The sequence below is a fragment of the Sporosarcina sp. NPDC096371 genome (assembly GCF_044762865.1).
Classification (GTDB): Bacteria; Bacillota; Bacilli; order Bacillales_A; family Planococcaceae; genus Sporosarcina.
This window is the reverse complement of record NZ_JBIWFE010000003.1, coordinates 391486-406594: the sequence shown is the minus strand read 5'-3', so window position 1 is coordinate 406594 and position 15109 is coordinate 391486. Positions and strand designations below refer to the sequence as shown.

Here is a 15109-nt window from a genome sequence, read left to right as displayed (position 1 = left end):
CTATTCAAGTAACCTGCTGTGTTAGTTAAATAACTATTTGTTATCATAGTACCATAATTGTCCAATTAGAAGGCATTAAAAAACACCTCGTAAAGGTGTTTGGTTCTACACATAATGGTCCTAAGCTGTCTCTTCCGGAAGCTGATAATCCCCTGCTAGAAACTTAACGCCACTGTCGACTAACTCTTTATAAACGCCCAGCTTTAGCGAGTTTGGTACTTCCTCGAATTGTGTTTTACCTAAAATAACTCGTTGCGCGAATAGTAATGCCATCATAATATCATCTCCAAATAATTTTATAGTTAGTTTTATTAAAAAACGGACAATCACGAGTAAATCTTCATCGCCATTTCGACAATTAGATCCTCTTGAAAGTCCGCTCTATCTGAGTTTGCTTGTGATTGTGCTTTTAATAGTTGATTGTCTTGTTTAAGCCCCTCAAACTCTTCTTCCGGCACAGATACATAAACCTTCGGTGGTTCCGGTAAAGCATCAGAAAAAATAAGAAAGTTACCTTCTATGATGTTTTTCTCCTCTACCAAATAAAGGTGATTGTGACTTTCGATAATCGTTTTACGTTCCGCATCATTCTTATATTGAACTGTTTTTCTCATATCTCAATCCTCCTTACATTCCTGTGAAAGTTATAGGCATTAAATGTATAGATAAGGGTTGGATGTTGGCATAGTAATCACTATCGGTGTCGTAACGTTTATCCACAATGGTATTGAAAGTGTATGGTCATTCTTTCAAAGAACTAGAAAAAGAATCGGTAGAAGCTTTCAGTTTCGCTAAGAATCAAGCCATGAATTCGTAGTTTTGAGGGCAGTATTGAGGGGAGTTTTCATTTTAACCCACTCGAAGACTACTACTGACGGGGTTTTGCTTAGTTCGTGTTATTACAACCGTTAATATCGTCTTTGGAAAAGAGTCCTTCGCGGGGCTCTTTTTTTTCGTGGTACAATACAAATACCACATAGTAATGGAGTGATTTGATGAAACTCATTTCGATTTGCCCGAGTAACACAGAACTACTCGCCTATCTCGGTCTCGTTGACCTGCTTGTTGCCGTTGATGATTTTTCCGACTGGCCTGCCAGTATAGCAACTCTACCACGCCTCGGTCCCGATTTATCCATAGATATGGATAAACTTGAGTCCTATGAGCCCGATCTCGTCCTCGCCTCACTTAGCGTACCCGGAATGGAAAGAAATATCGAAGAACTGACAAAAAGAGGTATCCCTCATATTATATTAGATCCACAAAGTCTTGGTGATATTGCGGAGGATTTACTGACAGTCGGGCGAGCATGTGGTATTGAAGAGAAAGCACTCCTCATTCAAGTAGAGTATTTAGCATTTATTGGTGACATGAAAAAACGTGCAGCAACCGTTGAAGTAACCCCTTCCCTTTACTGGGAATGGTGGCCAAAACCAATCTTTACACCCGGTCGTATAAATTGGCTTACTGAAATTAGTTTAATCGCGGGCGGACTTAATGAATTCCGCGATGTCGAACTCGCTAGTGTGCTGACGGATTGGGAGGATGTGCTAAAAAGAGCGCCTGATTACATTCTTCTTGCATGGGTTGGTGTTCGTGCTGATAAAGTGAAGACAGAAGTCGTCTTAAAGCGACCAGGTTGGCAAGAGCTCACCGCTGTCAAACATGGACGTTTAGCTAAAATGGAAGAGGAACTGTATTGCCGACCTTCTCCCCGACTTCTTGAAGGTGCTTTGAAACTCGGGAAAATGATTCATCCGGGAACGTATGGAGACTTGAAACTACCTGACTGGATTACAAACGCATAAATGTCAACGGGCTATTTTCCTTGTGATGATAAGGAAAATAGCCCGTTGAATGCGGTGTCAGGTACTAACTAGTTATTGGCGCTGATATTGCAATCGAGAAATGGGTTTTCACACTAAAATGAATTCATACATATCCTGTAAACATATGCATCGCTAGCACATTTGAAATTATTAAGGAAGGATGTACTTATGAGTTCAAATATTGATTATACTTCACCGGCAACACAGTTTACTTACGACTTAAATGACAATACCCTTTTCAAAAAAAATAATCATAACTTTATAAATGTACTAGGCATCAACCAATTAAACACACTTGAAAATGTATCTTTACTTGATATTTTTCTCAGCGCTGGAAATGTCATCGAGCCACATTACCACCAACATGCTGCAGAGCTAGTTTATTGTATTTCTGGAGCTTGTACGGTCTCATTTCTGAATCCATTTACAAAAGAAATCCAAAACTATCCGATTACGTCCGGTCAAGTCGCGAACGTGCCGCAAGGTTGGTGGCATTATATAGAAGCTACAGCTGATAACACACACTTTTTAGGGATTTTTGATGCACCTACTCCGGAAGTAATTCTGGGCTCCGACCTCTTAACATTAACTCCCGCAAATATCATGGCGTACACCTATGGTATGGATAAAAAACAATGGGAAAAAGCAATTGCTTCTATTAAGCCCGCACTTTTTATCGGTCCTCCCGGGGATCAAAAGGGTGCAAATGTAAATGCAAATGTAAACATCAACATTAACGATCCAGACCCGCAATATATAGATCAATACGCTGACCAAATGTATCCCTATACCCATCAAAATCGACCTAACTTTCCTCTCTAAAAAAAAGGATAGCGACTGCTGATTTATTGTAATCAGCAGTCTTTTTATGTGAACCAGAATGATTCGTAATCATGAGTGCACTTACCACTCACCCACAAAACAATAAAAGGCTATTTTCCCCCTAAAGAGGAAAATAGCCTTCGGTATAGTCAAATGCAAAAATCATCGTCTTTATTCCCAGCCCGATTGTGATTCAGACTGGGACAGCGAGTCGTGCCAAAACGTTCGTTATTGATTGTTTAGCACAGCTAAAAATTAAAGTGACTGCTTCAGCTGCTGTGGCTACATAAGGTTTTGCACATGCTGGTGTTTGGCCTCGGTCCGTAAAACTAAACTCAAGATCAATAGAATTCAATTTCAGCGCCCTAGCTAACAATGCTCCAAATTCACCACGTGTTACAGTACCATTCAGATAAGCAATCTGTAGGTTTTTAAAGTATTCTTCAATTAACAAGAAGATTAACTAACATCAATTTTAACAGTTGCAGATTTAAGCGTAGTTGAAGTTGCTGTAAGCTTAATTTCACCAGCCTCATCACTTGCTTGAATAATCGCTAAACAATGTCCGTTAAATGCACGCCTTCTGCTTGCTTTATCAGGCTCGTGGCTGCTCGGGTCTCCATTGCCTACGCCTATTATTCGCCCAGGCCCTTCAATCGCAAAGCGAACCTCGTTATCTGCTGTCGGAACAACATTTCCTTTGTCATCCAGCACAGCGACTTGCACCATGACAACATCCGTTCCGTTTGCGTTAACGACTTGCTTGTTTGCTGATAATTGGACTGTTGCAGCATGACTTGCTGTAACAACTGCCTTCCGCGTTACTTCCTTGCCTCCGATTATACCAACTGCGACAAGTTCACCAGGCTCATATATGACATTCCATACGGTACGATCATTACGATCACCTGCTTTCTCACCCAAGCTTCGTCCATTCAGCAGCAATTCTAGCGATTCACAATTGCTATAAGTCCAAACCTCGATCTCCTGTCCTTCTTTGCCACTCCAATTCCAGTGCGGAAGAATATGTACAACAGGCTCATCCGTCCATGCAGCCTTGTAATAATAGTAGGCGTCCTTCGGGAAACCGCACGTGTCCATAATGCCAAAATGCGTGTTAATGCAAGGCCAAGAATAGGGTGTTGGCTCGCCACGGTAATCAAAGCCTGTCCACACGAATACACCTGACAAGTACGGATAGTTGACGACGTCCTGCCAAGACTTCTCATGTGAGCAAGACCATTCTGGAATCAAGTCACCATAGGATGAGCAATAGCCTTTCTCAGCATCGTTCTCATATATACCGCGAGTCGTTGTGCAACTCGTGCTTTCACTACCTAGCATTAAGCGATTCGGATGGGTTTCACGATCTCGAATGTATTGGTCCTCGCGCTGTCCATAGTTGTAGCCAACAATATCTACAGCCTCACTATATCCACCATCATTCCATCCGTGGTTCATGCAGGCAATCGTAGGTCGCGTTGGATCAATCGAATGCGTAATTCTCGACAATGTGTCCACCATACGCGTTCCCATAATCGTACCTTCAAGAATCTCCTCATTTTCCATACACCACATGAAAACTGAAGGATGATTGCGGTCGCGATAAATAATCTCCTTCAAATCTGCAATACCCTGCGGTGAGATATCAAGCTTACGATTCTCGTCTACAACGAGCATGCCGATACGATCACAAATCTCAAGCAACTCCGGAGCAGGAGCGTGATGCGAACAGCGATACGCGTTGGAGCCCATATCCTTAAGCAGTTGCAGCTTATATTCTGTAATTTGATTTGGAAGTGCCACTCCGACACCGGCAAAATCCTGATGGTTACATGTTCCTTTTATGAGATAAGGCTTCCCATTGAGCAGAAAGCCATCTACTGCATTAAACTCAATCGTGCGAATACCAAGTGGCGAGCGATATTGATCAGCTAGTTGATCATCTGCATGAATCTCAGTCAGTACCTCATACAAGTAAGGTTGCTCAGGTGACCATAGCTTTGGTTGCTTCACAAGCATACTTGATTCGAATAGTGCCTCAGCATCTTGATTCAGCACGCTAGTATCAGAATGTCTGGCTACCTCGTTCCCCTCTACATCAACAACTATAGTTTCAATCCGGCAGTTCAGTTTCCCTCTAAGCTCATTAAGAACACGCGTTTTAACATGAACAGTCGCTTCCTCTTCACGGACCTCTGGCGTAGTGACATACGTGCCATGTCTAGCTACATGTAAGCGTTCTGTCTTAACGAGCCAGACATGTCGGTAAATACCACACCCCTCATACCACCAGCCCTCGTAATCTGTAGCATCAACCTTAACAAAAACCACGTTTTCCCCCTCATTGCCATAGCGGACAATGTCGGTAATATCGTAGTTAAACCCTGTATATCCACTTGCATGATTACCAAGTAAATGACCGTTTACCCAAACAGTACTATTCCTCATTACACCGTCAAACTCTAGGGAAATTTTACGTCCAAAGTCCTCCTGGGGAACACTGAATTCTTTGCGATAACAGCCAATTCCAACTGGGAGATAGCCATGGCTTTTATGATGTTTTTCTTTTCCGCCATCATTCACAAAGTTTCCTTCCACACACCAATCATGAGGAATCGAAACCGCCGCCCATTCCTTCGCGTCTATATTCCCAGGTATCCGTTCATCGAAATAAGCGATTTTGTGCCATTCGCCCTCTTCAATTTCCTCACAGTCAGTAAGCCCGCCAGTCATGCCGCCTTTGACGGCATGTCTAATCGGAATATCACCTAAATGAAATAGCCAATTGTTATCAAAATTTTCTTTTGTCCTCAAATTATTCGTCATGTTACACACTCCTTTATTCAAAATTAAGCGAAACCTAAATTTCATATTCAGCAAAATCAAACGCATAGGATATTCTGTAAACCACCACAAAAACACTATGCTTGATAATCCTCATTCAAAGCAATATTAGGCAAACCTTGTGTTATTCCCAAACTTAAAGCTGTATTTAGTTTTCTAACAATATAACCCTCTTTACCTTTATTACTATCATTTTTGGAATCTGGTGTTGAACAGCCCACTAGTAGTAATATAGCTACTAAAAATAAAACCTGTATCTTTTTTCATTACTTTACCCCCAAACGCATCTTGAAAGCGCTTACTAATATTAGATTATCATAGAAAAAGCAAAGATCGTTAGTACGATCTTTACTTTAATAGTTAAAACATTTAGTTTTTACAACACTTACTTAAATTGATTTGGATTATCTTTAGTTTATTGGATTTTATTTGTGATCGGTAGACGAATTCTACACCCTAATCATATTTTCATTGATCACTCCGATAAATAGATTCATGAAAGCCCCTTAGCAATTATCTTTTTTATGTTAGTAAATTTGCTAAGGGGACTTTACATGTAGTGGTTATTCAATTGAAAGTTATTATACTGCTTCATAAATATCAGGTTAGTTCATCGCTGAATAGTTAATTTCGCGCACCTACTAGCCCACTATCTACTTGTTATTTAATACCCAAGTAACTAATCAAGTCTTTAGCCTTTTTAGCTAAATTTACTTTGGCGAAAGCGAGATTTACGAATATCAGCTATATGTTTATTTTTATAGAAAAACTTTAAATTTCACAAGGGAATTGAGTACCCCTAGCTTAAAACCTATTGCCACTTCTTAATCAACGAATCGGCATTAGCTTTAAGAACGCTATACACTTCCCCAGACAACAACTCATTGTCTCTGTGATGGTCTATCAACAGTCTAAAGCCTTCCATATGTTTGATCACTTTCTCCGCTAATTCTTGTTCTTCATAGCGACTTACCGCGGTCAAATGAAGGGTCAAGGAACGCGCAGTCGTCTTATCTAGTGCTTCCTCTGCCGCCAGTTGTTCTACGAGTATCTTCAATTCGGCTGCGGTCTCCACTAGTTGTGGCTCTTCCGGAACTTCAGCTGTTTTGAGCTGGACCTCATATGAACTTCCTGCTTTCGTTTTGAAAGTAATCAACTCGCCCAATCTATTGGTTGATGAAGTTGTTTCTACTGGCTCTCCGTTCTCATCATATACAGCAACTTCATATCCCTGCCATGGATTTAGAATTGTGCTATCTCTTCCCTTTTCACTAAAAATATTAACATACGTTGTTTCCCCATACTCATTCTGTTTGGCATCCACCAAAAATGCACCTTTCGCTCTCAAACGCGTAAATTCAGCTTTCTGATCATCATGCCAGTTCGCAAATACATTTATGAAGTCTTGATTGCTCTGCATCAGAGAATGTGTAATTGTATTATAGATCAGAGAATTCTGGATAGTTGCTCCCACTGTATGATTATTTCGTATTCCAACCCAATCAGTGATGGGGCGATCTATAAGTCCTTTAGACAAAAAGTCAGTAATCTTTTTAATGTCATAACCAACATTAGTTGCAATCATTATTGTGCGATCTTCTTTGTCATGTCCTTCAGTCCATGGTTGAATATATTCAAGATAATTCCGAGTATACTCGAGCAATTCAGAATCAGTTGCCATGCCTACTAGATCAGTAAGGTAAGTCGTATGAATGATTGGAGCGTTTCTTGGTACAGCAGATACTCCTTCTGCTTCCGTGAATACCGTTAGCCCTGCGCCAGGTTTTCCTGCTGGAATGACATACGTTGGCAATGGTGATAATTTGTTACGAAACTCCTGCCATTTCACTCGCTTATCAGCATCTTTACCTAGTTCCTTACTCGCCTTAATCGCTTTATCAAATACAAAGTAAGTACCAGCTAGATCCTGAAATGCATTCTTATACAGGGTGCTGCTTTCAATAGTCGATCCTCCTATTACGTATTTCCCCGTTACCTCATCTACAAGGGCATAGTCTTCAAAGAATTCAGTTAAATCTACCAACTTGTTATATAAGAATTGTTCTAAATACTCATTGTCGCCCGTATATTCCCAGTATTTAACCATTGGAATTAATGCCATAGCCGCATGGATTGGAGCACTATCATAAGCAGGGGCAGATGCATATCCCCATGGCGGCATAAATGTTGGGAACAGGACGCCTCTTATTCCTTCAGTAAATTTTGGATACCATTTCGAATTACCAATAACCCTATTCAATTCTTTAGGATCAGATGCCATAGTCCGCCCCGTTTCCCAGTAATCATCAATTAATTTAGTATAAGATGTAATTTGATTCACTCTATTAGCTACAATGGCTGCATTGGGTGCCCGTTGAACATCTATATTCATAAAAAACCCACCGCTCCATGCAGTTCTAGTACTACCTGTCCATGGAAATAAACTACCACCAAATACTTCTGCCGGATTCTCACTTTGAGCTTCCAAAGCTGCCCCTGTAACATAGAGTTGACCGTAATAGATTCTCTCCATTAAAGAGGATTCATCTGCCAGCTTAATGTAAGACTTTAACCAGTATTCTTTCCACCAATCCAGGTGCTTCTGCTTCACCGTTTGCAGCACATCTTCTGAATCAGCGGCTAAAACATGTTCCTTAGCGTCCTCCAACGATGTCGTGGAGTTCCTACCACCTTCTGTTGCTGCAATAACAGTTACAGTTTCGCCTGCAGCTAGTTCAATTTTTGCCATATAGGTTTTGTTATCAATTTGACTAAATACAAGATCTTTATCCATAACTTTCAATACCGTAGAAAGCTCTACAGCATAATCATACCCTTGAGTACCCAAATGCTTCGTAAAGGAGATCAGCTTGTTCTCTGGATCAACGGATGTAGTATGGGAACTTACAGTCGCATTGTAGTTAGGAACAACCGTACTCACACCAATTTCCATACTTGCCTCTGTTAAATTAGTAATTTCAGTTACGATCAAATTTTCTGTAGCTGATAGCCAAGTGCTGGTTTCAAAGCCTTTCTCTGAAACCGCATTAACAATTCCATCTTTCATACTTTGATTGTAGCTAAACGGCTTATTACCCGTACCTTCATCCAATCTCTCATACGTAATTTTCCCATGGGTCGTAGTAGAAAAGGCACTATACTGCTTTTCCCAAGAATCTGCATGCGAAATATATATTTGTTGCTTGTTCTTATCTCCTCCCATGAAAGCATTAATGGTCCCATTTCCCATTAGCGGTCCATCAGGAGTTACATCTGTTTCATTGTTAATTTTCGGTAATTCAGTGTAAGTGATAGGATACTTATCTATTATGGAACTTACTTCCATCCATTCCACCTCGGCTTTTGCTTGTTCATCTATCTGAGGAGCAGCATGTATAGCTTTCGGAAACGCAAAACTAGCGACTATCAAACAAACCCCAAGCAAGCTAGATGTAACTTTTCTAACATTATTCATATTGTTTTCCCCCTTCAATCATTGTTTTTATTTTAACGACTTTGTATCTCCATTCCTTCTCCTTTTTTCTATCCATTACGAAATAAAGAGAATGATGCTGGAAGTATACAAAGCCACTATGACAACTTTTCATAATTATTCTGCAGACTTATTCAATCTACATGTTTCAACCTAATTAACCAGCTTTGAATATCTCCTTGAAGTAACGGAATATCAATGCCGTTATACATGAGTTCATCCCCACCAAGCTGTTCTTCGGTTTCAATTACTATATAATCGGCATTTACATCAAGTCCTTTAAGCTGCAGCGTCTCAAACGGCTCATGCGGTACAGCTAAAACACGGCTGTAAACAACCATCGCTTCTCTTTGATCTTCGCTTACAAACATCCATGCAGCCTCATTGCCTTCAAACGGACTTAACAAACGATAGTAATTACCAAATTGAACCAATTTACGAATTTCCTTATATAAAGCAACCTGTTGTTTAGCAAGCTCCATTTCTTCATCAGTAAATTGAGACAAATCCAACTCATATCCGAAATTGCCAGACATTGCAATGTCACCGCGCATTTTAAGCGAAGTTGAGCGATCGATTTGATGGTTTGGTGATGCTGAAACATGCGCCCCCATGGAACTGACAGGATAGACAATACTTGTCCTATACTGAATTTTCAAACGTTCTACGGCATCGGTATTATCGCTGGTCCATGTTTGTGGCATATAGTAAAGTATGCTTGGGTCGAAGCGGCCACCGCCACCAGAACAACTTTCAAATAAAACATGTGGAAACTTTGTTGTAATCGTCTCCAGTACTCGATATAGTCCCAGCATATAACGGCTGACGATGCGCTGGTAATTGTGCCAATCCAATCTCGGACATATTGCGATTCATATCCCATTTCACATATGAAATGGGTGCACTGCTCAAAATGTCGGACACCATTTTAATTACCGCTTCACAGACATCTTGACGAGAGAGATCAAGAATGAGCTGGTTTCGTCCAAGTGATCGGTAGACGAATTCTACACCCTAATCATATTTTCATTGATCACTCCGATAAATAGATTCATGAAAGCCCCTTAGCAATTATCTTTTTTATGTTAGTAAATTTGCTAAGGGGACTTTACATGTAGTGGTTATTCAATTGAAAGTTATTATACTGCTTCATAAATATCAGGTTAGTTCATCGCTGAATAGTTAATTTCGCGCGCCTACTAGCCCACTATCTACTTGTTATTTAATACCCAAGTAACTAATCAAGTCTTTAGCCTTTTTAGCTAAATTTACTTTGGCGAAAGCGAGATTTACGAATATCAGCTATATGTTTATTTTTATAGAAAAACTTTAAATTTCACAAGGGAATTGAGTAACCCTAGCTTAAAACCTATTGCCACTTCTTAATCAACGAATCGGCATTAGCTTTAAGAACGCTATACACTTCCCCAGACAACAACTCATTGTCTCTGTGATGGTCTATCAACAGTCTAAAGCCTTCCATATGTTTGATCACTTTCTCCGTTAATTCTTGTTCTTCATAGCGACTTACCGCGGTCAAATGAAGGATCAAGGAACGCGCAGTCGTCTTATCTAGTGCTCCCTCTGCCGCCAGTTGTTCTACGAGTATCTTCAATTCGGCTGCGGTCTCCACTAGTTGTGGCTCTTCCGGAACTTCAGCTGCATCTGAGACAAAAATCTTCTGCAATAATCTCTCAGAACGCCCGTTAACATGAGCTACAAGTACTACCGTTCCTACTTTTGTATATACAGAAGGATCAACCTCAACAAAAGTAATCGGTAATGTCGTACTTCCAAGTACACCATCTTTCATGGTTTCCGCCAAAACTGATGTTGGTAATACAGGCAATTCCGTAGTCAACATTGATATAGGTTCTAAAGAGCCTATAGATGTTACCCCGTTAATATGAACGGTAATGCTTACTTTGCCGTACATCCCCACCAAGGAACCATTTACAGTGTATGTTCCCGGAGTACCAAGATCCGTATTGTTCATCATATCCCACTTAATCGCCATAGATTGAGTAGTCTTGCCATCAAATGTCACATTAACCATTTTCGGCAGTTTTGGTGATATACCAACCGTTGTTGATACCGGTGATACTGCATCAATTGTTGCGGTGGCATGGGACTTATAAATCCCAACAGTATAGTTAATTTTCGCTCCCACCGCTGATGTCTGAACGATTGTGAGCGTATTTGAACCGAAGATTAACGGTAAAGATTGCGCCGTCATATCCACGAATTCGTTCGTAATATCTGTGCCGTTCAGTAAAATGGCGAATGTTGCACCGTGTTCTGAAGTCGGCTTAATGAGTGTAACATCCTTATCTGGATCGACTATTGTCGCCTGATATGTTGTATGACTAGGGTTGAATTCTCCATTCAATGTCGCGTTTCCAAGCTTAAGATTCGCGTCATATACCATATTCGTTATGCTTGAGTTTGTCTTAATACTAATATCGTCAATAGCCAAGTTAAACTTTGCATTGTTACCATCATAAGGTACAAAAGCAAAATAGCCGCTTGCATAAGTTGCGTCTTGTCCAGATATCGTGATCGTTTCGTCAAGTGTTGCAGATATCGTACCATCTACTACAGTGATGGATAACGTGTGCCAGCTACCACCATTTCCGACTGCTTTAAATAGATTGTCAGGCAGATCAACAGTTGTCGATCCTTCAATTAAAGTGTGCGAATTAGTAGCCGCACTATTTAGATCAGCACGGTATAACTCCATTTTATTGTTGTTTTTATTAAAAGCAACATTATATCCCGCCGGTTGGTAGGTCATTTTTCCAGCGTGAGTACCAGATTCGACAATTGGCTGTGTATTAACAAAGAAACGTAATGGTTGTGCAGTGCTTGTATAATCACTATCAAGCGCAAATTTCAAATCAAGCGTGTAATTACTCCATTCATGCTCAGGTGTCTCTTCATAATAGAGACTTGGTTCATTATTGACGATCATAACCTTCTCACTGTCATTTTTATCATCTTTTTTCGGGTTGTCTATAACTTTTAAATTCGGATCAGATCCCCAAAAAGTTGTAAAACCATTTTTATTATAATCTGTGGATTGTCCGGTATTTGTAATTGCTTTCTCGGTTGTCGGCATACCGTTCTCAAAATCCCAACCTTCAATTAAAGTAACAGGGTCTACTATTTCTGGTTGCTCATATGGTGGTACAGTACCCGATCCCGGTTGTAGCGGCTCTACTGGATCAGCGTCTGCCCCACCGTAGACATCGATAAGATCGAAGTAGGACATACCTGTATTTTTGCCAGGTTGGCCAGAGCTATCGTAATTGCCCATACCAATATAATTGAATGACGCCCTATCAAGTGTTGTTACCTCTTGGTCATTAATATAAAGTGTAACTTTACCGGGAGTTGAGTAGTCATACTTAAACTGATGCCACCCAAAACTACGATGTATATCCGTTAATTTTTCAGTCGCACCATCAAGGTAAGTGAAATAGTCCCTACTAGCATGACCGTTAATTCCAAGTCCAACAAGGTTGTCAGAAGTATTGTTATCAACTCTCATGTAGGATTGACCTCTAACATCCGAATCATTTAAGCCTTCCCAGTAGTCATTACCGGCATAATCACGACGTTTATCGAAGAACCAGCCCGTAACGATTTTGTTTAAGCTGTCGTCGAATGTTCTGCTAATTGCAACTCCATCTAAATTTCCTTTCGCACCGCCGTTAATGGACAGTGAATAATGACCATTGAACGGACCTTCAGCTGTATATGCAGTGGAGATAACAGGATTACCCTTTTCAATTGACCATTTTGTTGTGTCAATCTCCCCGCCTTCAAAGTCATCTGAAAAATAGCTATTCGCTTGTAATTTCGGCGAGATTGGATTATACAATTCGGAAGTAAATGGGAAGTCTTGACGATTAATTCCTATTTTGTCATATTCCATCTTTGAATTGTCAAACGAATAATAAAGACGCGGATTATATGCTGACGTTGGAAAATCACTGTTTACGTTATCGACAAAAAATACATCACCATTTTGAGTCGGTTCAATACGTAAATTAGCGCTTTGGTTGTTAATACCTTCAATATTAGAAAGGTAAGTACCTGTAGCGCCCATCGCTAAGTCCATACCATGAACCGTATTAGGATCACGGACGTCAGGTGCACTACCAATCTCTGAAGTTACAATTTGATTAAAGACATTACCCGCCTTTAATTCACCATACGCTTCACCTGTTTCTTTATTAATAGCCTCCGCTGGGATCCGCGTGCCGTGCATTCTCTGTACATCGCCGCCCTTGAAGAGTGCTCCAATGAAGATAGCACTATCTTCGGCAGTATCTTGCTCCGAATCATGCACATAAATATATTCGAAACGGTTGCCGTAATTGTATACGTCCCTCACTGGGTCAAAGTTCGGACTAGCATTAGGCATAGTCTGTGCTTGACCAACAAATGAAATCGCACGTCGTGGTGCATAGTAAATTTCGAGGTTCTTAAAGTTGCTATGCCCTGTATTCATTACTTGTAATCCCGCACCGAAAGCATTGACTTGTCCAACATGGTGAATGGATAAATTATAGAATGTGTGATTATTATTGTATTTTCCAACACCTGGATAACCACCATCCGAATTGATACCGCCCATACCTGTATTACTAATTTCAAGGTTTTGGAACGTATTATGCGAATTATCGCGCCAAACAACGATTCCAAACAGTCCCATATTAGTAATACGGCTGTTTTGAATAGTAATATTATTCGTATTGATTAATGTAAACCCGCCATGCATATACGCTGGACGAACAGCATAGTCAGAGTAATATGGCTGTGTACTGCCCTCTGCCTCTGGTGGTGGGTATGGTATTGCTGTACCACCAGCATACCAAGTTTCACCATAGCTCCAGCCATCTACAATATAATGATCTGATTCTGTAGCTTCAAGCGTGAATCCGTCGAAGGTGATGTGACTAACTTGTTTAGCAAGATCCGGTTCATTGCCCCAATCCTTGATTTCCGATTTATCAGAACCCTGCAAACGGATAATTTCCTTTGTCGTTGGAACTACGACATTCAAGTTATTCATATCCTCAACACTTGCAATTCCATCATCTGCTGTTGGATAGTAGTAAAGCCAACCAGTTTCTTTATCATAATGATACTCGCCAGCCTCATCCAAGAAAGAAATATTTCCTTGCATGAAATAACGAGCGTCAGCATTAATGTTGTATTTTGTAATATACATTTCAGGATGATCAGGATTGAACGGTGAATACATCATATTATTCGCTGTATCGATCCTGTTAATAGGAAGCGTATTAGACTCAAATGCGTATCCACCTGCGTCAAAAACAAATAGTTGAGCAATTTCTGCAACATTTGCGGCCTGAGCTTTTACTAGGGCTTCAATTTGAGCCGGGGTCAGGTCGTTCGATTTGTAACCCATATCTTTGTTTGAACCTTTAGTTGATAAGATATAAGGACCATTCCACGCTTGGAATCTAGCATCTTCTATCTTGTTCGGCGTACGAGCCATAATCGCTTTATTAAAGCTAGTATCTGCTTGATTGCCAATATAAAGTTGGTTAAAGTTATATTTTTTAGGATCAAGTTTAACTTTATAAACTTGATCTACCGCAGATTCTGGTAAGTAACTTAAATAGTCCGAAGTATCCGCATCATCAGCACTCGCTTTCTTCCAATCGGTTGTCATAGCTTTAATAGGAACACCGCCGATTAAACGCGCACTTCCAGGAGCTCCAAGGCTTTTATAATGAACACGATGCCCATTAAAACCTGAATCCCCTTCATTGAACTTCATTCCTTCTGGGATGTAATAATCACCTTCTGCAACAAATACATAAATATCGCCAGTCATATCTTTATTGATTTGACGAACAGCTTCTCGAGCTTTTTCAATCGTTAAAAATGGATGTTCATAAGTCCCGTCATTATCGTCGCTACCTGTTGTAGATACAAAGAACTGTTCATAAATCTTATCCGTTAATGTGCTAGCGCTTACATTTTGAATAACTCCGTAGAACGGGGACATAATCAATGTAAATAATAAAAATAATTGTGTTATTTTTTTAAAAGTATTCCTATGCATTTCATCATCTCCTCA

The 15109-nt window shown here is 40.2% G+C and carries 9 protein-coding genes and 1 pseudogene; 2 read left to right on the top strand and 8 right to left on the bottom strand.

Features of this window, described 5'->3' with window-relative positions; translation table 11 throughout:
* Nucleotides 1-120: 120 nt before the first annotated feature.
* Both ACIQ0H_RS10610 and ACIQ0H_RS10605 read right to left on the bottom strand, forming a co-directional pair.
* Entirely contained in the window at nt 121-276 is a 156-nt protein-coding gene (locus tag ACIQ0H_RS10610) for a hypothetical protein (protein WP_403414099.1), read from the bottom strand.
* A gap of 50 nt (nt 277-326) precedes the next feature.
* The gene (locus ACIQ0H_RS10605) at nt 327-614 is read right to left on the bottom strand and encodes a hypothetical protein (RefSeq protein ID WP_403414098.1); all 288 of its coding nucleotides are present in this window, start codon (nt 612-614) and stop codon (nt 327-329) included.
* 381 nt (nt 615-995) lie between these two features.
* Between ACIQ0H_RS10605 and ACIQ0H_RS10600 the strand changes: the two genes are divergently transcribed.
* Both ACIQ0H_RS10600 and ACIQ0H_RS10595 read left to right on the top strand, forming a co-directional pair.
* Entirely contained in the window at nt 996-1808 is an 813-nt protein-coding gene (locus ACIQ0H_RS10600; RefSeq protein WP_403414096.1) for a cobalamin-binding protein, read from the top strand.
* Nucleotides 1809-1997: 189 nt separating this feature from the next.
* Nucleotides 1998-2651: a cupin domain-containing protein gene (locus ACIQ0H_RS10595; protein WP_403414094.1), complete on the top strand. Its 654-nt coding sequence runs from the start codon at nt 1998-2000 to the stop codon at nt 2649-2651.
* 193 nt (nt 2652-2844) lie between these two features.
* Here the strand turns inward: ACIQ0H_RS10595 and ACIQ0H_RS10590 are convergent, their stop codons facing one another.
* The 6 genes and pseudogenes from ACIQ0H_RS10590 to ACIQ0H_RS10565 all read right to left on the bottom strand — a co-directional run bounded on the left by ACIQ0H_RS10590 (nt 2845) and on the right by ACIQ0H_RS10565 (nt 15094).
* A complete protein-coding gene (locus ACIQ0H_RS10590) occupies nt 2845-3105 on the bottom strand; it encodes a hypothetical protein (RefSeq protein ID WP_403414093.1) in 261 nt (86 codons plus the stop codon).
* A 5-nt stretch (nt 3106-3110) separates the two neighbouring features.
* Nucleotides 3111-5480 (bottom strand): beta-galactosidase GalA, encoded by a 2370-nt coding sequence (gene galA / locus ACIQ0H_RS10585; RefSeq protein WP_403414091.1) that lies wholly within the window; start codon nt 5478-5480, stop codon nt 3111-3113.
* Nucleotides 5481-6309: 829 nt separating this feature from the next.
* Nucleotides 6310-8973, bottom strand: coding sequence for an FIMAH domain-containing protein (locus tag ACIQ0H_RS10580; protein ID WP_403414089.1), 2664 nt, complete (start codon nt 8971-8973; stop codon nt 6310-6312).
* 152 nt (nt 8974-9125) lie between these two features.
* Nucleotides 9126-9332 carry a GH36 C-terminal domain-containing protein gene (locus tag ACIQ0H_RS10575; protein WP_403414526.1) on the bottom strand — a complete coding sequence of 69 codons (207 nt, stop codon included), beginning with the start codon at nt 9330-9332 and terminating at the stop codon, nt 9126-9128.
* A gap of 138 nt (nt 9333-9470) precedes the next feature.
* Nucleotides 9471-9963: pseudogene (locus ACIQ0H_RS10570) on the bottom strand (alpha-galactosidase); the annotation flags it as partial.
* A gap of 397 nt (nt 9964-10360) precedes the next feature.
* Nucleotides 10361-15094: an FIMAH domain-containing protein gene (locus ACIQ0H_RS10565; RefSeq protein WP_403414087.1), complete on the bottom strand. Its 4734-nt coding sequence runs from the start codon at nt 15092-15094 to the stop codon at nt 10361-10363.
* Nucleotides 15095-15109 lie beyond the last annotated feature (15 nt).